At 45.0% G+C, this 19,529-nt stretch carries 16 protein-coding genes; 2 read left to right on the top strand and 14 right to left on the bottom strand.

Annotated elements, in window-relative coordinates; genetic code table 11:
* Window positions 1-77 precede the first annotated feature (77 nt).
* A complete protein-coding gene (locus I3248_RS05765; protein ID WP_346268421.1) occupies window positions 78-674 on the bottom strand; it encodes an NfeD family protein in 597 nt (198 codons plus the stop codon).
* Between the two features lie 232 nt (window positions 675-906).
* Window positions 907-1,443, bottom strand: a complete 537-nt coding sequence (locus I3248_RS05760; RefSeq protein WP_201556986.1) for a porin family protein — start codon at window positions 1,441-1,443, stop codon at window positions 907-909.
* A gap of 292 nt (window positions 1,444-1,735) precedes the next feature.
* On the opposite strand from I3248_RS05760, the gene I3248_RS05755 reads away from it, so the two are divergent.
* A complete protein-coding gene (locus I3248_RS05755; RefSeq protein ID WP_201556987.1) occupies window positions 1,736-2,971 on the top strand; it encodes an 8-amino-7-oxononanoate synthase in 1,236 nt (411 codons plus the stop codon).
* A 578-nt stretch (window positions 2,972-3,549) separates the two neighbouring features.
* Here the strand turns inward: I3248_RS05755 and dnaK are convergent.
* A complete protein-coding gene (gene dnaK, locus I3248_RS05750) occupies window positions 3,550-5,490 on the bottom strand; it encodes a molecular chaperone DnaK (RefSeq protein WP_238062899.1) in 1,941 nt (646 codons plus the stop codon).
* Window positions 5,491-5,797: 307 nt separating this feature from the next.
* On the bottom strand, window positions 5,798-6,403 hold the full coding sequence (gene grpE / locus I3248_RS05745; protein WP_201603937.1) for a nucleotide exchange factor GrpE: 606 nt from the start codon (window positions 6,401-6,403) through the stop codon (window positions 5,798-5,800).
* Between the two features lie 425 nt (window positions 6,404-6,828).
* Between grpE and I3248_RS05740 the strand changes: the two genes are divergently transcribed.
* Complete coding sequence (locus I3248_RS05740; protein WP_238062898.1) at window positions 6,829-8,247, top strand: alpha/beta hydrolase; 1,419 nt, start codon at window positions 6,829-6,831, stop codon at window positions 8,245-8,247.
* A 7-nt stretch (window positions 8,248-8,254) separates the two neighbouring features.
* Here I3248_RS05740 and I3248_RS05735 read toward each other — a convergent pair whose 3' ends face one another.
* From I3248_RS05735 to fmt, 10 genes are all read right to left on the bottom strand, one after another.
* On the bottom strand, window positions 8,255-9,391 hold the full coding sequence (locus I3248_RS05735; RefSeq protein ID WP_238062897.1) for a metallophosphoesterase: 1,137 nt from the start codon (window positions 9,389-9,391) through the stop codon (window positions 8,255-8,257).
* A gap of 132 nt (window positions 9,392-9,523) precedes the next feature.
* The gene (locus I3248_RS05730) at window positions 9,524-9,787 is read right to left on the bottom strand and encodes a DUF393 domain-containing protein (protein ID WP_238062896.1); all 264 of its coding nucleotides are present in this window, start codon (window positions 9,785-9,787) and stop codon (window positions 9,524-9,526) included.
* 43 nt (window positions 9,788-9,830) lie between these two features.
* Entirely contained in the window at window positions 9,831-10,796 is a 966-nt protein-coding gene (locus tag I3248_RS05725) for a DUF1731 domain-containing protein (protein ID WP_238062895.1), read from the bottom strand.
* A 49-nt stretch (window positions 10,797-10,845) separates the two neighbouring features.
* Window positions 10,846-11,364: a MarR family transcriptional regulator gene (locus I3248_RS05720; RefSeq protein WP_025645295.1), complete on the bottom strand. Its 519-nt coding sequence runs from the start codon at window positions 11,362-11,364 to the stop codon at window positions 10,846-10,848.
* 226 nt (window positions 11,365-11,590) lie between these two features.
* Entirely contained in the window at window positions 11,591-12,232 is a 642-nt protein-coding gene (locus I3248_RS05715) for a Sua5/YciO/YrdC/YwlC family protein (protein ID WP_238062894.1), read from the bottom strand.
* A gap of 84 nt (window positions 12,233-12,316) precedes the next feature.
* Window positions 12,317-13,540, bottom strand: a complete 1,224-nt coding sequence (gene dprA, locus I3248_RS05710; RefSeq protein WP_238062893.1) for a DNA-processing protein DprA — start codon at window positions 13,538-13,540, stop codon at window positions 12,317-12,319.
* A 91-nt stretch (window positions 13,541-13,631) separates the two neighbouring features.
* Complete coding sequence (locus tag I3248_RS05705; protein WP_238062892.1) at window positions 13,632-14,726, bottom strand: LysM peptidoglycan-binding domain-containing protein; 1,095 nt, start codon at window positions 14,724-14,726, stop codon at window positions 13,632-13,634.
* 212 nt (window positions 14,727-14,938) lie between these two features.
* Window positions 14,939-16,357 (bottom strand): threonine synthase, encoded by a 1,419-nt coding sequence (gene thrC, locus I3248_RS05700; RefSeq protein WP_238062891.1) that lies wholly within the window; start codon window positions 16,355-16,357, stop codon window positions 14,939-14,941.
* Window positions 16,358-16,458: 101 nt separating this feature from the next.
* Window positions 16,459-18,015: a transcription antitermination factor NusB gene (locus tag I3248_RS05695; protein ID WP_238062890.1), complete on the bottom strand. Its 1,557-nt coding sequence runs from the start codon at window positions 18,013-18,015 to the stop codon at window positions 16,459-16,461.
* 98 nt (window positions 18,016-18,113) lie between these two features.
* Complete coding sequence (fmt, locus tag I3248_RS05690; RefSeq protein ID WP_238062907.1) at window positions 18,114-19,166, bottom strand: methionyl-tRNA formyltransferase; 1,053 nt, start codon at window positions 19,164-19,166, stop codon at window positions 18,114-18,116.
* Window positions 19,167-19,529: the final 363 nt, after the last annotated feature.

The raw sequence follows: 19,529 nt of genomic DNA, 5'->3' as shown, positions 1-19,529 counted from the left end.
CCCTCGCTTTTTTGACAGCGACGTGGTTTGTGTCCTTTTTTGTCTTGATCCAAAAACTTTTGGGATGTCATAACGCGTTATTTGCTAGTGCCTCTCTCTTCGAGATCAGGTTTGTGCAAGCTCAGTCTACTCGCTTTAGATTGTTTGGCAGGCACTTGACTGTTAATCGTCGGAGTAATGTTTGGCCGTATGGTTTTAGGTGCTTGGAGGCGCTGCGAAGGCGCAACGATTAGCTCATCGCCGACCACCTTTATGACCACCACACGATCACCTGTCTCGACATTCACGCCTGCTGTGCGGCATGGCCACTCATCTGCACCCCAAATGGGCACGTTAAAGCGCACCATACCTGAAATGCCTTTTTGCGGTTTGACCACGATCATGCCCGTCTCACCAATAATTAAATTACTATGTTGCGCAGCCTTTTTACGGCTCATGGACAACGGCTTGATGTATTTGACCCAAGCAAACATAAATAAAACCGATAGCGTAAGCCAGATCAATACCTGAAATAATAGCGGAATAGGCAGCAACCATGCTAAGGCAGCAACGATCACCGCAGCCGCACCGAACCAAAGACTGGCAAAGGTTGGAATGAATATCTCAGCAATCATCAAGGAGAAACCCAAGACCAACCAATGCCAAGGTTCAATCATCAAAAACATCTCCATCATTGCCACCTACCCTGTTTGAATCATCCTAGCTTGCTATCCTAGCTTTCAATGTAGCATACTTTGAGCGTTTATAACCTCTTAAAAATCATCAATATACACCACTCATAACACAACGCCCATATCTTAGATGAAATCAAAAAATGCCGAATAACCTTTGCCACATAAAAAAACGACCGCCAAAGCGATCGTTTTTTATCTGATATATAAATATAAATTGTAATCAATCAATGCCTTAGAACTTCAGCTGAGCGCCAACAGTCATAAGATCTGCATCGCTACCTAGCATGTCATATTCAGCTTCGACACTGAAGTCAGGGTTTACTGCGTAACCAAGACCTACACCACCAGCGAGGTTAGTATCGTCATCTGAACCATCATATAAACCTGCAACGGTATTAGATGCTTCCACTTCAGTTTTTGCTACACCTAGTTTACCTTTTGCGTATAAACCAGTGTTTGGGAATGCGTAACGGTAGGTACCATAAGCGCCGTATGTTTTAGCATCAATATCACCGCCTCTGAAATCAGCATCATCTGAACCAACATACTCAGCTTCCATACCAAAGTTAGGATCGAAGTTATAACCAGCATAAACACCGTATGCAGTTGGATCATCAGCATTGTCGATATCTAGATCAAATTGACCGACTTTAGCACCAACGTATGGCTGACCAGTGTAGCCGTTACCATAAGTGACAGCGGCGTTTGCACCTACAGTCAGTAAAGAACCAGTGGCTAGTGCAAGTATAGTTTTTTGTAGAGTTTTCATTATTAGCTCCTTCAAGCAAATTTGGACAAACAAGTTATTTAGTTGTATTGACCTTTTGGCCCTATCGCCTTGTTTGCTAACGATGGGTACATAGTAACAAACTATTTCAAACACTCTGTCAGTGTTTAATGGTATGCGAGTTAAGATTTGAAAGCGTTTATCAGTGTGTGGGTTACAAAGGTCAGTATATGAAACTTTTTGTTACACATCACGTTTTTGTGCAATAATTCCTACTCATTAGCTTTCAGTTATCGTCATTTTTAAAGAAAAACAAGTTTAAGGACAATTCTATATGCCAGCTTCTATTAACACGCGGCTGCACACCGCGCTCTTACAACTCAAAGACAAACAGCAGTATCGTCAGCTACCAAGTATTGAGCATCAGGGCCGATATGTGGTCAGTGGCGGTAATACTCTACTCAATATTGCCAGCAACGACTATCTAGGCTTGGGCAGTGATACTGGGCTTCAGCGTGAATTTTTTGACTATATAGAGCAGCAACCAACAATGTACCTGCCAAAAATGAGCGCCACATCGTCACGGCTCTTGACAGGCAATGATGCGCAGCTACAAGCGCTAGAAGACGAGCTGCAAGCATGGTATGAGATGGCAGAGACATCAAACAAAACTGCGACAAAATCAGCGCTAGTACTAAACAGCGGCTATCATGCCAACATTGGCATATTACCAGCGTTAACGGCGCTACCTGTCAAGACACTTATTCTTTCAGATACACTGATACATGCCAGTGTCATTGATGGTATTCGGCTTAGCAAAAGCAAGCTATGCGATTATTGTCGCTATCGACATAATGATTACGCTCATTTGGTGGAGTTGATCGAGCAAGCTGAAAATAATGTTGAGCGTATCATTATCGTCACCGAAAGCATCTTTAGCATGGATGGTGATCGAGCTGATTTGCAGGCCTTGGTCGAGCTCAAAGCCACTGACAGCCGCATTGAGCTGTATATTGATGAGGCGCATGCAGTCGGTGTGCTTGGCAAGCAAGGGTTAGGATTGGCTGAGGAAACGCAAACCCTTGCTGATATTAACTATTTGGTTGGTACTTTTGGTAAAGCGTTTGCATCGGTTGGCGCTTATATTTTATGTGATGAAACGGTTAAGTCATGGCTTATTAACCATATGCGCTCGCTAATTTTTAGTACGGCCCTGCCGCCAATCAATCATGCATGGACACGGTTTATTTTGGCAAAAATGCCGCAGTTACAGATGCGCAGACAGCATTTGGCACAGATTTCTTTGCAATTAAGCAAAGCGATCAGTCCTGAACATCGTGCATCATCAGCAGCACCCAATCCTATCTATGAATCGCCTATTGTGCCTTATATTTTGGGTGACAATGCGCGCACTATAGCCAAGGCACAGCAGTTACAAGCCGCTGGATTTTATGCCCTACCCATCAGACCACCGACCGTCCCTGCCAATACGTCACGTATTCGCTTGGTATTGAACGCCGCCATCACCCATGCCGACTGCGAGCGTTTGATGGCGCACGTAACAATATGATGGCAACTAGACTTTATTCATTACTGTAAAACAATAGGCTGAAGAAATACTATAAAACACCTTAGCGCTACGCCTAGTAGTACTGCGTCCACTACACCTCAATAATTTTTTGCAAATAAAAGGCTGATTTATTCAGTGATATTCGAATGGCAATCAGCATTCGATAAAGCAGGGTTTAGAGGCATAAAGCGATTAATGCCGCGTTTTCAAATATTATTTGCGCGCACTTCAATAGACCTTATGACGTGTCCTCACCTTGGAAATGGTGATAAAAATGAAATAAATAATCGTTAAACAAAGAAAATAGTACAGATAATATCGAGATATTGTCCGACTATTTGATACAGTTTAACAATATTTGGCCATTTTTCGTCTGTTTAGTCGCTTTTGCTCAGGTTGAGGACATGCCCTAATATCACCCATAAAAAAACGCACCTCGAAAGATGCGTTTTTTTGATCTAACTACTTACCAATTCTACCATTCTCAAAAACGTGAGTAGCAAGGAAAACGGGCGTAAGGACTACATTGAGTAGACTAAGCGAGTTTGACAAAGCTAATCGCGTTTTTGGGTTTGGTATTACTTCTTGTCTTCGTCCACTTCAGTGAACTCAGCATCTACGACATCATCATCCGCTTGGGTAGCGTCAGCTGATTCTGTGCCTTGCTGGAACTGACCTGGGTCCATACCTTCCGCGCCAGCACCACTATCAGCGTAGATCTTTTGGCTGACAGGTAAGAAAGCGTTATCTAGGGCTTCAAGCTTAGCTTTGATATCGTCATAGTCGTCTTCTTTAGTCGCGGCTTCAAGATCAGAGATAGCAGTCTCTACTGATGATTTCTCTTCTTCAGTGACTTTATCTTCTGCTTCTTTAAGGGCTTTTTGTACTGCATGGATACGGCCGTCTGCTTCGTTACGCACTTGCGCAAGATTTGCAAACTTCTCATCTTCAGCAGCGTTCGCTTCTGCGTCTTGTACCATTTGCTCGACTTCTTCATCCGACAAGCCAGAGTCTGCTTTAATCTGGATACTTTGTGCTTTACCCGTACCTTTATCAGTCGCTGAGATGTTCATGATACCATCAGCGTTGATGTCGAAAGTTACTTCGATTTGCGGTAGACCGCGCGGCGCTGGTGGAATATCAGTCAAGTCAAAACGACCCAATAGTTTATTTTGGTTAGCAATCTTACGCTCACCTTGATAGACCTGAATGGTAACCGCTGGCTGGTTGTCTTCTGCCGTCGAGAACACTTGTGATTTCTTGGTAGGAATCATGGTGTTTTTCTCGATAACTGGCGTCATCACACCGCCCATCGTTTCGATACCTAGCGTCAATGGCGTGACATCAAGCAATAGTACGTCGGTTTTGTCGCCTGACAATACTGCGCCTTGGATCGCTGCCCCTGCTGCTACTGCTTCATCAGGGTTAACGTCTTTACGTGGCTCTTGACCGAAGAAGTCTTCTACTTGCTTCTGTACTAATGGCATACGCGTCTGACCACCAACTAAGATGACATCATCGATATCGCCAACTTTTAGACCAGCATCTTCTAGAGCAATCTTACAAGGAGCCATCGTACGCTTGACAAGATCTTCCGTTAAACTCTCAAGTTTTGAGCGGCTAATAGTGATGACCAAATGCTTAGGACCACTGCTATCAGCTGTGATATAAGGCAAGTTTACTTCAGTACTTTGCGCGCTTGATAGCTCAATCTTCGCTTTTTCTGCCGCTTCTTTTAGACGCTGCATCGCAAGAGAGTCGCCTTTTAGGTTGAAGTCTTGCTCTTTTTTAAACTCATCAACTAAATAATCGATAAGCGCGGAGTCAAAGTCTTCACCACCTAAGAAAGTATCACCGTTAGTCGCGAGTACTTCAAATTGCTGCTCGCCATCGACATCAGCGATCTCGATGATTGAGATATCAAACGTACCACCACCTAAGTCATAAACGGCAACGGTGCTATCGCCTTGCTTTTTGTCCATACCATAAGCAAGAGCGGCGGCAGTTGGTTCGTTAATAATACGTTTTACATCAAGGCCTGCGATTTTACCGGCGTCTTTAGTTGCTTGACGCTGTGAGTCATTAAAGTAGGCAGGTACGGTTACAACCGCTTCTGATACGCTCTCACCCAAATAGTCTTCAGCTGTCTTCTTCATTTTCTTTAAGATTTCAGCAGAGACTTGTGGTGGCGCAAGTTTTTTGTCATTAATCTCGACCCAAGCATCACCGTTATCAGCTTTGACAATTTTGTACGGTACCATGCCAATATCTTTTTGCACGACTTTGTCATCGAAACGACGACCAATCAGACGCTTGATAGCGAACAAGGTTTTGTTTGGGTTAGTCACTGCTTGACGTTTGGCAGATTGACCGACCAAAATCTCATCATCTTTATAAGCGACGATAGAAGGAGTAGTACGCGTACCTTCCGCGTTTTCGATAATCTTAACGCTATCGCCTTCCATTACCGCCACGCATGAGTTAGTGGTTCCTAAGTCAATACCTATTACTTTACCCATAATTATTTGCTCCAAATGTTGTTAAATTTATATTGGGGTTGCTTGCCGTTTTTGTGCGTTCAAACTATTTTTGCGTTCAAACTATTTTTGCGTTCAAACTATCAAAAAAAACTGTCAAAAACTCAAGCTAAAATCAAACTATCAGACCATATATGATCACTTGTTGCTTTATATCGGTTTGCGCTAGTATTTTTTCAAGTCAATAACAGCGCAAAAATTTGCTTTTGTGTGATTTTTTGTGAATACCCTTACATTTAATAAGGTTTATTCGCTTGTTTTCTTTACTACTCTCACTTATTAGCTAAGCTTATTGGCCGACGCGAACCATAGCAGGACGCAGCAGACGACCATTTAGGCTATAGCCTTTTTGTAATACCGTACCAACCGTATCAGGCTCGGCATTTTCATCGATACCGACTGCTTCATGCAGGTCTGCATTGAATGTCTCACCTTGTGGTTCGACAACCTCTACGCCGTTTCTGTTTAGTACATCTAATAGCGCTTTGTGCGTTAAGCGTACCCCTTCGGTAACAGGGTCGTCTGAAGTGGCGTTTTCGATAGCGCGCTCTAAGTTATCAACGACTTCTAATAACTCTTTGGCAAATTTTTGTAGCGCAAATCTTTTGCTCTTATCGGCCTCTTGCTCCATACGCTTTTGCGCATTATAAGTCTCAGCATTAGCACGGGCAGTGGTCTCACGGGCCTGCTTGACTTCGCCTTCAAGCTCAGCAATGCGCGCTTCATAAACACTGATATCGATCTCGTTATCGATAGTGGCGTCATCGCCTGAGTTGTTTTGCGGGTCAAACTCATCCATCGTTTCTTGTAGGACGCTCTCATTGCGCTCAAGGTTACTGTGTGCAGCTTTCGCGCTATTGTCATCAGCTTGTAGGTTTGGGTTTTGTTCGCTCATGATAACTCCTGATTATTTATGATAATTTTGTAATGCATTTAGGGTTTAGTGTCTTTTTAATGTCTTCGCTATAAACCATATTCAATAGCTGATTGATAAAGGTTATGAGGCCATATTTCAAGCTTAAAACCGAGGATTTTTTTAATTTTGAGGTTTAACCTCTATAAACCAAACTAGGACAACTCAAACCGCATTTAAAGCTAACTCATTATTTATAGTTTACTTTTCGCTCGTAAACGATTACCAAACGATACTTAAATGCACTTTTGATTGATTTATGATGACCTCACTGACTATTTACCAACTATTACTTATAAAAAATACTGAACTATAAACTAAATGATAGAAAGTACCGAAACCATAAATCTAAACCATGAAAGGCTATAAAAAGTCGTAAAGACCGGTACTCAATAATGAGGAACACCATGCCAAGCTCTTCTATCACATCGCTTAATGCTTTGATAAATAAAGCGGCGGCGAGCTTAAACTCTAAGCCGACATTAGCTCCTCTAGAAGGCGTTAAACGCTATCAAGCGCACGAAAACCAAGCTGAGGCTGAGCACCTGAACGAAGGGGACAATAAATATAGACTCGTCGGTGAAAAGCTTGCAAGCTTGCTGCCAGCGACCGACTATCAGCAGCATGCCCTGCACTATGTACTAAAAGGTCTAGGCTACTTACCTGATACCATGCTAGAGGCATTAGTAAGCTATCTAGAGGGTCCAACGGCTGAGCAGTATCCAAACGCTAATGCGCATCTACGCTTGATTATCGCGGTCAATGGTAAACTTAAAACCCCTTTACAGCTCTCTAAAATGCAAGAGCTGCGTAAGAGGTTTGCAGCCGATGCGGTCGCTATGCAAGACCCAAAAGTCTGGCAACAAGCAAGTAGCAATAAGCTTGCTACTTTGAAGCTCATTAACAAAAGCAGTGAGGCGGCTGTTAATTGGCAAGATAAAACCATAGCCAATGCTGATGAGGGTGATATGACGATTCGCTGCTATCAGGCGGGCGTCCACGCAAAAACCAATCACAATCCTGATGAGACAGTGATGCTGTTCTTTCATGGTGGTGGTTTTTGTATTGGTGATATCGACACTCATCACGAGTTTTGTCACCGCGTCTGCGCGCAGACTGGCTGGGCAGTGGTCAGTGTGGACTATCGCTTAGCACCTGAGCATGCAGCGCCCGCCGCCTTAGAGGATGCGATCAAAGCTTATGCTTGGTTGGCTGATAATAGTCGTAGCCTTGGCGCGTCGCCGTCACGTATTGTTCTAGCAGGAGATAGTGCTGGTGGCGGTTTATCGACGTTACTTGCGCAGCAGCTGACTCACCCAACTAAGGCGGCATGGTCAGACTTGGGAGTGGCCGGTCAGCAGATGTATAAGCTGCTCCAGACTCTACCTGCACCGCTTGCACAGATGCCGCTGTATCCAGTTACTGATATTGAGACCGACTATCCAAGCTGGGAGCTATACGGCGAAGGCCTGCTATTAGATCATGCTGACGTAGCCGTATTTGATGCAGCATTTATGCAGAACTGCCCGCTACCACGTGAGCATGTGCTGATCTCACCTATGATTGGTGATAATAGTAAAGTATGTCCGACTTATATCGTTGCCTCTGAGCTTGACGTGTTACGCGATGAAGCCTTTGCTTATGCAGATCAGTTAAAGGCTGCTGATATAGCGGTTGAGACTTATACGGTACTAGGTGCGCCGCACGGCTTTATGCATCTGATGAGCGTCCACGATGGCTTAGAGCAAGAAACGCGATATATCATCAATGACTTTGCACGTTTTGTCCGTGAGGTCGTCAGTGCCCAATCGTTATTGGTCGCTTAGCAAGTGTTTACGCTATGTACTGACCTGTCATCTCAATCAGCCAAATCTCAGAGCGCGACCCCAAGCGAAAAGGAATACCCCAAAAGCCGTAGCCTGAGGAGACAACAAAGTGTCCTTTGCCTATGGCTTTATAACCATAGCCCAAGCGATTGATCGCTCTGACGATAAAATTAGCTGGGAATATCTGCCCGTTGTGAGTATGACCAGAAACTTGTAGATCTGTCGGCAGCTGACTATGCTTATCAATATCGCTTGGCCGATGATCGAGCAGTATAACCGGCTTACTGGTATCAACTTGCTGCAACAAATCAGTAGTAGCGACGCGCTCGCGTTTATGATTATCGAACCGGCCTATCAGCCAAATTATCTCGCCTTTATAATCAAGCTTCAGCACTTTATCATTTAACAGTTGCACGCCAGCATCCTGCAAGGCGTTACTGATCGGCCGCTCATGACCATATAAGTCATGGTTGCCTAAAGTGGCATAGACACCGTAGGGTAAGCTACTACAAAGCTTGGTCAATTTAGCCGCCATATTATGAGCGGTATAAGCTTTTATATTGTCATCCATAATATCGCCTGGCATCAGCAATATATCCGCTTTATTTTCCTGGATCAGATGATGTAGCTTATCTATCGCTTTATTACCGAATAGCTGACCTAAATGCAAATCACTCGCTACTGCGATACGCAATGAGTTTGCTAAGGGTTTATTAATCGTGATAGATAATCGGCGCACCACAGGCACATAAGCGCAATATAGACTATATATAAACAGCGCTATAAACATAACCCCCGCCAGTACGCGTAAGCCAAAACCTACTGTCTCAGCGCTATACCCCTCTATAGAAATCGATGAAACTAAAAGTAGATACCCGCCATAAAACAAACTCATCAATAATGACGTAAGCATCAGATAATGCATAACGAGCATCCAAGCGCTCATCCAGCGATAACTATTATCAAAGCGCTTGCTAAAGGTCACCGCTAGCAGAGCATTAGTCACAACAAACACTAAAACCCAAACGGCGGTAGTTAAGCTCGATGTCAGCCAAGGCTGCAGCCACCACTGAAGAGATAGCGCAGCGCCAAGGCTAAACAGCTCTAATAGAGCAATGATAGTAATAAAAAAGGCGTAACGCATCTAGGATCCTAAAGAGAGGTGTAGTATTAGGTAAACGAATGACTTGAGAAGGTTAAGCAATACAGTAGAGAACATGGTTAAAACAACAAAAAGTACTGCTACTTGTCTTAATTCGTATGAGTTTATGTCTAATTAACGCTTATCTGGCGGCATGTTACAAACGCCATTTGCGCAGGCCTGCGTCACCGCTTTACCATAAATCAGTGTAGTCACCCAGTTTGGGATTCGGTAACGGTTACGCGCCACATAAGGATAAGCCAAATCGCCAAGCTGTCTGACAATTGGTAGATACAGAAGCGTAGAGCCTTTGAGACCACTGGTTCTATACAGTAATCGCACTGCGTCCATGTGGGTATGCCAACCGCCATACCAGTCTTGTACGCACAAATAAGTCATAGCATCTGGTACGGCTGTTTCACATGAAACAAGTATGCAAATATCAGGTGCTTTGCTCTTCTAAGGCTTGCTGAATGTCAGTGTACTTAAACTCGTAGCCTGCTTCTAATAAAGCTTCTGGTAGCACCTTTTGCCCATCAATAAGTAAAGTCGACATCTCACCGAACATCAATTTGAGTAAAAATTCTGGCAAAGTAAAAATAGTGGGACGATGTAGCCAAGCGCCCATAGCTTTGGTAAATTCGTGATTGGTCACCGGATTGGGCGCTGTTAAGTTATAAACCACTGCTGGAGTATCGTTAGTCGTCTTCAGCTCATTATTGGGCGTAACTTGCTTTTCGCTCGTCTCAGCCAGATGCTTTTGAATAATAAAAATCGCCGCCCCGACCCAGTCCTCACGGCTGATCCAGCTCATAATTTGCTTGCCATCGGCCAGCTGACCACCTACGCCGAACGTAAAAGGTAATAACAATTTACCAATCATCCCGCCCTCAGGATGCATCACCACCCCAGTGCGTACGATGGCAACAGGCACGCCGTAATCCGTCGCTTTGAGCGCAAGCTTCTCCCACTCATCACATAACTTGTGCGAAAAATCTATCTCGTAATCGCTACGCTCAGTCAATGGGGTATCGCCTTGGGTACCATACCAGCCGATAGCCGAACCACTTAGCATAAGCTTAGGTTTCACACGACTGCGAGCAATGAACTCAAGCAGCGACTCTGTTGGTTTTACTCGGCTTGCCATCAGTTGCTCTTTACGCTCATCGCTCCAGCGCGAATCGGCAATCCCCGCCCCTGCTAAATTTATAATCACATCGAAGCTTTTATCACTCGTTGCAAGCTCATCATAAGTCATCATGTTGACGTCAGCAGGGTGCTGCTGAGATTTATCACGCGTCAGCCACGTGATCTTTATCTGCTCTTTTTTATTCTCATAGCGACTTATAATCTCTTTGCTAAACGCACTACCCAAGAACCCTGAGCCACCGCTGATTAAAATATTCATATCTCTATCCTTGTTGTGGACTTATTGCTTGTATTGTTCTGAGTCATCATTAACTCAAAAACTTTTTAATACTAGCGCCGAGTTTGAGCACCTTTTTGAGCATACTCGTTGGGAGTTTAAGCATCTCGGACGACCAAGTGGTTAATGTGTTTACAAAGTCTTGCGTGTCACTTATCCGCGTTCTAACTTCGCTGTTTTCATACTCAAACTCAGGACTATCCATCAAATCTTGTAAAAACTGTACGGTAGGTTCTAGCTCGCGCTTTTGGCGCTCAACGACGATGATACGTGCCAGCTCCCAAACATCGGTGTTGGTCGTGAAGTGATCTCGCCGGTCGCCCAAGATAGAGACTTTTTGGATTAGGCCCCAATTCTGTAGCTCTTTGATACTATTTGAGACATTAGAGCGCGCCACGCCTAGCGTCTCAGTGATCTCTTCGGCATTCAGTGGTTTACCGATGATATATAGCAGCGCATGTATCTGCGACATAGTGCGGTTCACGCCCCATTTAGGGCCCATCTCACCCCAGTGTAAGACGAATTTTTCGGTGACAGGATTAAGCTTCATATTGGCCCACACTTATTTATATTATTTTTTATTGATGCTTATCATTGATACTTGTAGTGCCTTAAAATATGTAACTCATAGCTTTTATTATCGAGAAATAAACAGCTTATAAGCCATACTGCGCTTTTCTTTTATTTCTGTCAAGACAGAAATTAGTAGATAAAACGTTATCTTTGTAGACTATAATTAACAACTCAGCTTATTTGGTAACTATAAAAAGAAAGATTTAGCGGATAATCTGGCCGCTACGCGCGTCGCCGATTTGACTGGGTAACTGATAGCCTAAAGTCGCACCGCGTAGATAGCCCACTTGCTTGAGCAACTGGCTACTCTCACTTAAAAAATAGCTTTGAGCTTCAGCAAGCGTCAACGCCGGCATCTGTCCTGACGGATTACAGCTCGTAGAGACAAGAAATCCATAGGGATTATTTGCTGTTACCAGCTGCGCACAAAGATTTTGTACTAAGGGGTGAGTGATGACGCGTACGGCGATGCTATCATGTGCACCTGTTATCCACTCCGGTATGGGAGTGGTAAGTGAGTCTGGGATGGGCAATAACCAAGTATGCGCTTGCTGCACAAGGACATCGGCACTAGGCTGCCAACTGGCAAGTACCGTCTGTCGCTGCTTAGGGCTGAGAGGGGCAAGTAGCGGCGCAATGCGCTCAATACTGTCGGTGACGACGATCATGCCTTTGTCTTGAGGGCGCTGCTTGATGGTTAATAGCTGCTGCACAGCGCTTTTATCGAATGGATCGCAGCCGATTCCCCAGACACTTTCGGTCGGATAGGCTAATAGCTGGCCTTGGTTTAGCCAATGGGCAGCTTGTACGACTGAATCAGTAACAAAGGGTGCAGAGGAAGACATAAACTAAACGCTCTAAATAAAAGTGTGCGTGTATTAATAACGATTAAGAAGTTAGCAACGTCAAAAGAAGGTCAAAAACACATCTTATAACCGTAAATAGCGGCCACCTTGGACGTCGATAGCGCCAAGTAGCTCTAGCTCCATGAGCTGACTAATAAGCTGAGGCGCTGTCAGCTTCGAAGCTATCAACAAAGCATCTAAATCCTGCCCATGCCAGTCGAGCAGCCCATAAATGGATGACAGGTGCTCAGGCACTTTGATTGGTGAAGAGGTATGGGCTGGCATGCTATGAGCTGACGATGTCTTATCAGCCGCTGATTGCGGCGATGAACGGCGCGATGTCGATGGTTTAGAGGGTGCAGTAAGTGATGATTGATTGGTTGAAAAATCAAGCTGGACGTTTACATCGCTTATTACCTGATCGGGATGATAAATCAGCGTCGCGCCTTCGCGAATCAGATGATGACAGCCTTCAGCATTCTTATTATCGATGTGGCTTGGCAGCGCAAAGACTTGCTTGCCTTGTTCGGAGGTGAGTCTGGCAGTGATTAGCGAGCCACTCTTGATAGTAGCTTCGGTCACTATCGTCGCTAGACTTAGGCCAGCAACTAACCGATTGCGACGCGGAAAAGTGTGCTTATGGGGCTGAGTATGCGGCAATAGCTCGCTGATGATACAACCGCCTTGCTCGATAATTTGACTAAATAGCTTGTCGTGATGATTAGGATAGAAGACCTCAATTCCTGTACCCATCACGCCTACCGTACGCCCTTGATAGTCGCTATCGGTTTGCGCAAGCGCTCCTAAGTGTGCTTGTTTATCTACTCCCATAGCCAAACCGCTAGTGACGACATAGCCGGTTTGCGCTAGATACTGAGCAATATCAAATGTGGTTTTTTGGGCATGAGCGGTTGGCTTTCGGCTTCCTACTATAGCGATTTGTGCTTGCTGCAAGCGGTTGATATTACCTCGGCAGAACAGTAGCGGCGGCGGATCGTAAATCTGTAGTAGCTGGGCTGGAAACTCGCTTTGATCGGCAAAAATTAGCTGATACTGTCCAGCGGTAAGCGCTTGCTCAATCCTGTCGATACTAGCGGATGTCTGCTCTTTATTTTTATGACGTGCTAAATGAGCGGCATGTATCCCTAATGCTTGCCAAGCCTCAAAGCCAGCTTCCCAAGCTTGCTGAGCACCGCCAAAAGCACTAAGTAGCTTATGATAGGCGGATAAGGAGGCATTCACCTCATACCACAGCGCTAATATTGCACACTGATTAGAATCTAAATGAGATGAAGGCGGTGGCGTCATAGTCGTCTAGCTCATACAAGAGAAGTGCTTGTGCAAATAAGAAACTGAATTTAACTACTGACCTTCGGCTCATAAACTAGCTAATTTGCCTTTATAAGTAAGGCGGTGGTAGTAATTGATCACCGACGTTCAGTGGCAGCTCTGAGCTCAGTACATAAGCATAACTGATGTCATCAAAGCTATTGAACACCATCACCATGCCGCTCTCTTCACTAGGCAGGCGTACAGCATTATCATTATCTAAGGTATCACGTACCAGTGGGCCTTTTTGATAGACGGTCAATACATCGCCAGGCTTAGCGCCTTGGGCCGTACCTAAGTTAATAGCCACGACACTGCCGCGCGCCGCTGAGCTGATAGAGTCCATCACTCGTACAATCATACCGCCGCGGCTCACTTGCGCGGGCGCTGGATAAAACACTGGCGGAATAGAGTTATCTAGCTCAACGAATACTCTGTCACCTTCACGCACTTCTTTACCATAAGATTCGGACAACTGCAGACTACTGATACCGTTTTCAGCGACACTAGTCACTATGCCGCTTGCTACTTGCATGGTCTCTAAACCGATGACCTTTTGGGTTTTAGGTTCGACATAGCGTTCGCCTTCACGGTAGATACCATAGCGCTGACCTACGATAAGCGGTACGCCTTTGGCATAGACTTTATCGCCGCTCGCGGTAATCAAATTGCGGTTTTTGGAAGCTAAAATATAAGGAGTACTATTAAAATCCTCTGGTCGCACGATGGTATAGCGATCTAACCAGTGCTGAATAGAGCTCAAAGGAATCGCAGGGATACTATTGGCGACTGAGGTCACAACGACTTCTTGCTCCACCTTACCCATCAATTGCTTTTCAATACCAGCGCAGCCCTCACCGGTATCAATACCGACTAAGGTCTTGCCTTGAATGATACATAAAATAAGAATGTCGTCAGGATAGATAAGGTTTGGGTTTTTGATTTGCTTATTGGTCGCCCAAATCTCTTTCCAGCGCCATGGGCTCTCCAAGTAGCGTCCGGAGATGTCCCATAATGTATCGCCTTTTTTGACGATATAGCGGTTGGGAGCATCTGCCTTGATGGCAGGCGCAGGATTATTAGCGTGAGCCGTAGTCATCAGTAAAGCGCTACTAAACATAGTAGCAACGAGCATTTTTGTTATCGTTTTTAGATTGGTATTCATGCGATATCCACAAGGTATAATTAAATCACAGGCATAACTTTATTCAACTGTAGTCAAGCCTTCTTAAAGATATCTCAGAGGCTTACTGCCAACTTTTACGACAATTTAGTTTACAATGATATGCACCATAGCACAATACGCGACACAAACTTACAAAAACATAACTTTTATGGCTAAAACCTTGTTGCCTAGTTTCACGTGAAACTAATCAACTAGCCGTTTGCCGTAACATGCTGGCGAATTTGTTCAGCGACTAGTTCAGCTTTATTATCTAACACCGTTACATGCTGCTCTAAGTCCTCTAAACCTTCAGTATGCTTAGGACGAGCAATCTCTATCGGCCCAACTGCTTCAATAATGGTCTCAGCGAATTTCACAGGCAATGCTGTCTCAGCGCAGATAATCACTTCCCCCTGTTTCTGCAATTCTTTAGCGACTTTAATACCGTCAGCGGTATGCGGATCGACCAGCTCTCCGTATTGCTCATATACTTCTTTGATCGTGTGCAGACGATCGGCATGAGTGGACTTGCCTGCCGCGAAGCCATAACGGTTATTGACCTGTTCCATCACCTCAGACAAATCAAAACCTTGCCCTGATTTCACCCCTTCAAACAGCTCATGAACACGCGCGCTATCTTTTTCTAATAATAGATAAACAAAACGCTCAAAGTTGGAAGCTTTAGAGATATCCATCGACGGACTTGAGGTTACATAAGTTTTGTCCGTGGTGCGCGGCTGATAAGCACCTTGATTAAAGAAGTCGTTGAGCACATCATTCTCATTGGTCGCAACGATGAGCCGCTCAATCGGTAGTCCCATCTCACGCGCAATGTGGCCGGCACAAATATTACCAAAGTTACCTGAGGGCACACTAAAGCTAACGGTCTTTTCATTGCTATCCGTCACTGCGAAATATGCTTTAAAGTAATAAACAATCTGCGCGAGTATCCGTCCCCAGTTGATCGAGTTGACCGTCCCTAGGTTATATTTTGCCTTAAACTCAGCGTCTTGTTGCAGCGCTTTGACGATATCCTGGCAATCATCAAACATACCTTTGATGGCGATATTGTGGATATTGTCGTCAGTTAAGCTATACATCTGCGCGCGCTGAAACTCGCTCATTTTGCCATGCGGCGATAGCATAAAGACCTCGATATTATCTTTGCCGCGTAACGCGTATTCGGCTGCACTACCCGTATCGCCGCTGGTCGCACCGATAATAGTAATACGCGCGTCCTGACGTTTAAGCACGTACTCAAAGGCATTACCCAAGAACTGCATCGCGACATCTTTAAACGCCAAAGTCGGACCGTTTGATAAGCCTAAAATATATAAGTTATCCTCAAGCTTACGCACCGGCACGATATCGCTATCGCCAAACACTTCTTCAGTATAAGTGCGATCGATAATATCTTTGAGATCAGCATGAGGAATATCGGTGGCAAAGCGCTGCATAATCGCTAGTGCTAGATCGGTATAGCTAAGATGACGCCACTCTTCTAACACATCGCTGGCAACTGTTGGATAATGCTCAGGCAGCATCAAACCGCCGTCAGGTGCAAGCCCCATAAGGAGTACATCACTAAAATCCATCGGCTCAGTCTGACCACGGGTACTGATATATTTCATGTCTTATCCTGTCTTTAATTTATTAATTAAACTACTAATTCGCTAATGGCTTTTGTAGGCTGACGCAAATCACGATTATCCATCTGTAATTTAAAGCACGTTTATTTAGCTATTTTTTGCAACAACGCATAATAAAAGCCATCCCCGCCTGTGCTATCTATCGGCAAGCACTGACGGCCGATGTCCTGCTCAATGCCCCAATTGCTGTCATCGGTAAACTCGATAGCTGTCGCATCGTTATTTTTGCTTAAAAAATCCTGCATTTGTAGCGTGTTTTCTTGCTTCAATATAGAGCAAGTCACATAAAGCAAATAACCATCGACTTTGAGCTGTGGCCACAGATTATGTAAAATATCTGCCTGCAAGGCAGCAGTTTGTTCAATATCTTCTTCACTACGCAAAATACTGATATCAGGATGGCGACGGATAACCCCAGTCGCAGTGCACGGCGCGTCTAAAAGAATAGCGTCAAACACTGCTAACTTATCAGAACCCTTTTCAGCCAATTGCCAACGCGTCGCATCCGCGCAGACAATATCTAGATCAATACTATTATTGGCTTGCTCAAGATTTAAGCGCTGCAAGTTATCGTGAATGCGCTCTATACGCGGTGCTTCATTATCAATAGCGACTAGCTTGATATTAGCATCGTCAGCCTTATCTTGTTTCACATGAAACAATGCTGACCTATCTTCACTATTTAATAGCTCAAGCCAGTGGGCCAGCTTACCACCGGGAGCGGCGCAAGCATCTAATAGCGTAAGCTTAGACACCGCCCTGTCCTCGCCTACACTCGCCTCAGTAGCTTCTTTATGCACAAGCGCTTGCTGGATAATAGGCGCGGCTAGCTGAGCGTATAGATCTTGAATACTCAAGCCGCCTTCAGCAAAACTAGGTAAACCGCTGACTGCTCTGCTCTGCTCTAAGCGCAGCGCTTGATGATCAATGACTGTGTTTACTCTATCCTTATTATCAGTAGCTTGTGATAGTGACAGACCTGTTTTAACCTCAACCCATTCAGCGCTGATATTGGCTTGCTGTAGCGTTTTTTGGTAGTCACTTACTGAAGCATCAACCGTATTTACTCGCAAGAACATCGGCGCAGGCTGGCGTAGACCTCGCATCAGCTCATCGTAATGCTCAGACCAATCTTGCTTAAGCTGATAGGCGAGCCAGTTTGGCAGGCTGTGTTTTTTATTACATTTTTTACGGAACTTGCTCGGGTTCTTAGCGACTTTGCGCAAGATAGCATTGGTCAGGCCGCTTGCGTGCGCAAACTCAATCTCCTTGACCGATTCAACCGTTTCATGGATAGCGGCATGATCAGCGACTTCTAGATACAGCAGCTGCGTCAGCCCCACTAGGATAGTCGTACGCACCTCTATCTCATCGATAGGATTATCCGCTAGGCTATCGAGCAGACGCTCAAGCGCAAACCACTGGCGCAAAGTGGTCAATAGTAGTGCATGGGCAAAGCCTTTATCGCCTTCGTGCAAGCTGTTCAGTAGAGGGTCGAGTACGCTTGAGAGTGACTGACCATTTTGGATGGCAAGCAAAGTACGAATGACACGTACGCGCACGCTGCCGACCATTTTTAGATTACTTGAAGGTTTGGGAGTTTTACTATTGGGGTTAGACGCTGTTGACGGTTGTCTCATTAAGTTTTATTTCCTTGACGTTTGATTAGTAGCGTCATGTTTGGCTAGAGTTTGCCGATCTTTGTTATTGACTAGCTGTTATTACTGTTCAGCTGTTATCACTGATCAGGATTGGCGGTGAATCGATCACCATCGTCTAATTGATTGCCATGGCAGACTTGCTCGGCGCTGACAGGCTTGCTACCGGCAAACTGTAGCTGAGTAATCGCTAGAGTCCCTGCTTGTGTTTGACCATCCTGTTTTCCACAAGCGACTAAGATAGCCTTGCGGCCGACACTAATGACAGTACCAGCAGGTTTATCTGTAGGCTGCGTCTCATTGACAGGCAAACTGGCTAGAATCTTGACTCGCTGATCCTGCAAAAAGGTATAAGTACCTGGCCAAGGATTTAACCCGCGTATCTGCCGCTCAATAGTCGCCGCCGACTGCGCCCAATCAATCTCACCTTCTGACTTGACTAATTTTTCGGCATAATTGGCCTCGGCATCATTTTGCTTGATGGCTTTGGCCTGATAACTCTCTAAGTCTTGCATGACGGTGATGATCGCCTGAGCGCCTAAGTCTGCCAGCTTGTCGTGTAAGCTTGCCGCGCTATCGTCTTCAGTAATCTCAGTGCTCACTTTATAGAGCATATCACCGGTATCAAGTCCCTGGTCCATCTGCATAATGGTAATGCCTGTCTCTTCATCCCCAGCGAGTAGCGCGCGATGAATGGGCGCAGCCCCGCGCCATCGTGGCAGCAATGACGCATGAATATTTAAGCAGCCTAAAGCCGGCGTCTTTAACACACCAATCGGTAAAATAAGTCCATAAGCGGCGACAATCACTACATCAGGCTGGTAGGTACGCAGGGTTTGCCGAGCGGCCATGCCCTCGGCGCTAGACTTCTTGAAAGTAGCAGGCTGCTCAACTACGATATCGTTATCTATAGCCACTTGCTTGACTGCCGAAGTACTGAGTTTTTGACCGCGTCCTGCTTTGCGATCGGGCTGAGTATAGACCGCAACAATCTCTATACCTAGCGACTCTTGCTGTGCAATAAGCGCCTGTAGGCTAGTCGCTGCAAATTCAGGGGTGCCAGCAAACACCACACGTCTTTTAGCTGTAGAGAGTGGTAAACCAGTATCAGTATCAATATCAGCGTCATTCATCAATGTATCGTCAGTAGCAGTCATTCTTTTCCTTATAATTCTTATAGCTTTTGCCAGTACTAAGCCCTAACTATCGGCTACTGGTAAACATGATATTATAGTTTGTCATATTATAAGTGAGTTTGAGGGCTTGTGCCATGTCTGTTAGCAAGGGACTAAGCACCTTGAGCGTCATGCTGATGATTAAGATGAGGTTATCTACAAATTTCTTGCTATTATAATAGTGGTCTTAGCATAGCAAATAATAACCCTAAGGTTTTAACGCAAAAAACATGCTGCAAATTTGTAGCCCGCTCTAACTCTCAGACTCTAGTGATCACTGTATCCGCTTGCCTTTCTTTGCAAGCATAGGATTATAATCTT

Source organism: Psychrobacter sp. Ps3 (assembly GCF_022129275.1).
Lineage (GTDB): Bacteria > Pseudomonadota > Gammaproteobacteria > Pseudomonadales > Moraxellaceae > Psychrobacter > Psychrobacter submarinus.
The sequence above is the reverse complement of the archived record's forward strand: the minus strand, read 5'-3'. Positions and strand labels throughout refer to the sequence as shown.

Bases quoted from the DNA above. Each gene is read 5' to 3' on its own strand.
- I3248_RS05715 (WP_238062894.1), bottom strand. From the start codon at position 12,232: ATGTCTTCCTCTGCACCCTTTGTTACTGATTCAGTCGTACAAGCTGCC.
- I3248_RS05695 (WP_238062890.1), bottom strand. From the start codon at position 18,015: ATGAGACAACCGTCAACAGCGTCTAACCCCAATAGTAAAACTCCCAAA.
- I3248_RS05705 (WP_238062892.1), bottom strand. From the start codon at position 14,726: ATGAATACCAATCTAAAAACGATAACAAAAATGCTCGTTGCTACTATG.
- thrC (WP_238062891.1), bottom strand. From the start codon at position 16,357: ATGAAATATATCAGTACCCGTGGTCAGACTGAGCCGATGGATTTTAGT.
- I3248_RS05740 (WP_238062898.1), top strand. From the start codon at position 6,829: ATGCCAAGCTCTTCTATCACATCGCTTAATGCTTTGATAAATAAAGCG.
- I3248_RS05765 (WP_346268421.1), bottom strand. From the start codon at position 674: ATGATGGAGATGTTTTTGATGATTGAACCTTGGCATTGGTTGGTCTTG.
- I3248_RS05755 (WP_201556987.1), top strand. From the start codon at position 1,736: ATGCCAGCTTCTATTAACACGCGGCTGCACACCGCGCTCTTACAACTC.
- dnaK (WP_238062899.1), bottom strand. From the start codon at position 5,490: ATGGGTAAAGTAATAGGTATTGACTTAGGAACCACTAACTCATGCGTG.
- fmt (WP_238062907.1), bottom strand. From the start codon at position 19,166: ATGAATGACGCTGATATTGATACTGATACTGGTTTACCACTCTCTACA.
- I3248_RS05760 (WP_201556986.1), bottom strand. From the start codon at position 1,443: ATGAAAACTCTACAAAAAACTATACTTGCACTAGCCACTGGTTCTTTA.
- grpE (WP_201603937.1), bottom strand. From the start codon at position 6,403: ATGAGCGAACAAAACCCAAACCTACAAGCTGATGACAATAGCGCGAAA.
- I3248_RS05720 (WP_025645295.1), bottom strand. From the start codon at position 11,364: ATGAAGCTTAATCCTGTCACCGAAAAATTCGTCTTACACTGGGGTGAG.
- I3248_RS05725 (WP_238062895.1), bottom strand. From the start codon at position 10,796: ATGAATATTTTAATCAGCGGTGGCTCAGGGTTCTTGGGTAGTGCGTTT.
- dprA (WP_238062893.1), bottom strand. From the start codon at position 13,540: ATGACGCCACCGCCTTCATCTCATTTAGATTCTAATCAGTGTGCAATA.
- I3248_RS05730 (WP_238062896.1), bottom strand. From the start codon at position 9,787: ATGACTTATTTGTGCGTACAAGACTGGTATGGCGGTTGGCATACCCAC.
- I3248_RS05735 (WP_238062897.1), bottom strand. From the start codon at position 9,391: ATGCGTTACGCCTTTTTTATTACTATCATTGCTCTATTAGAGCTGTTT.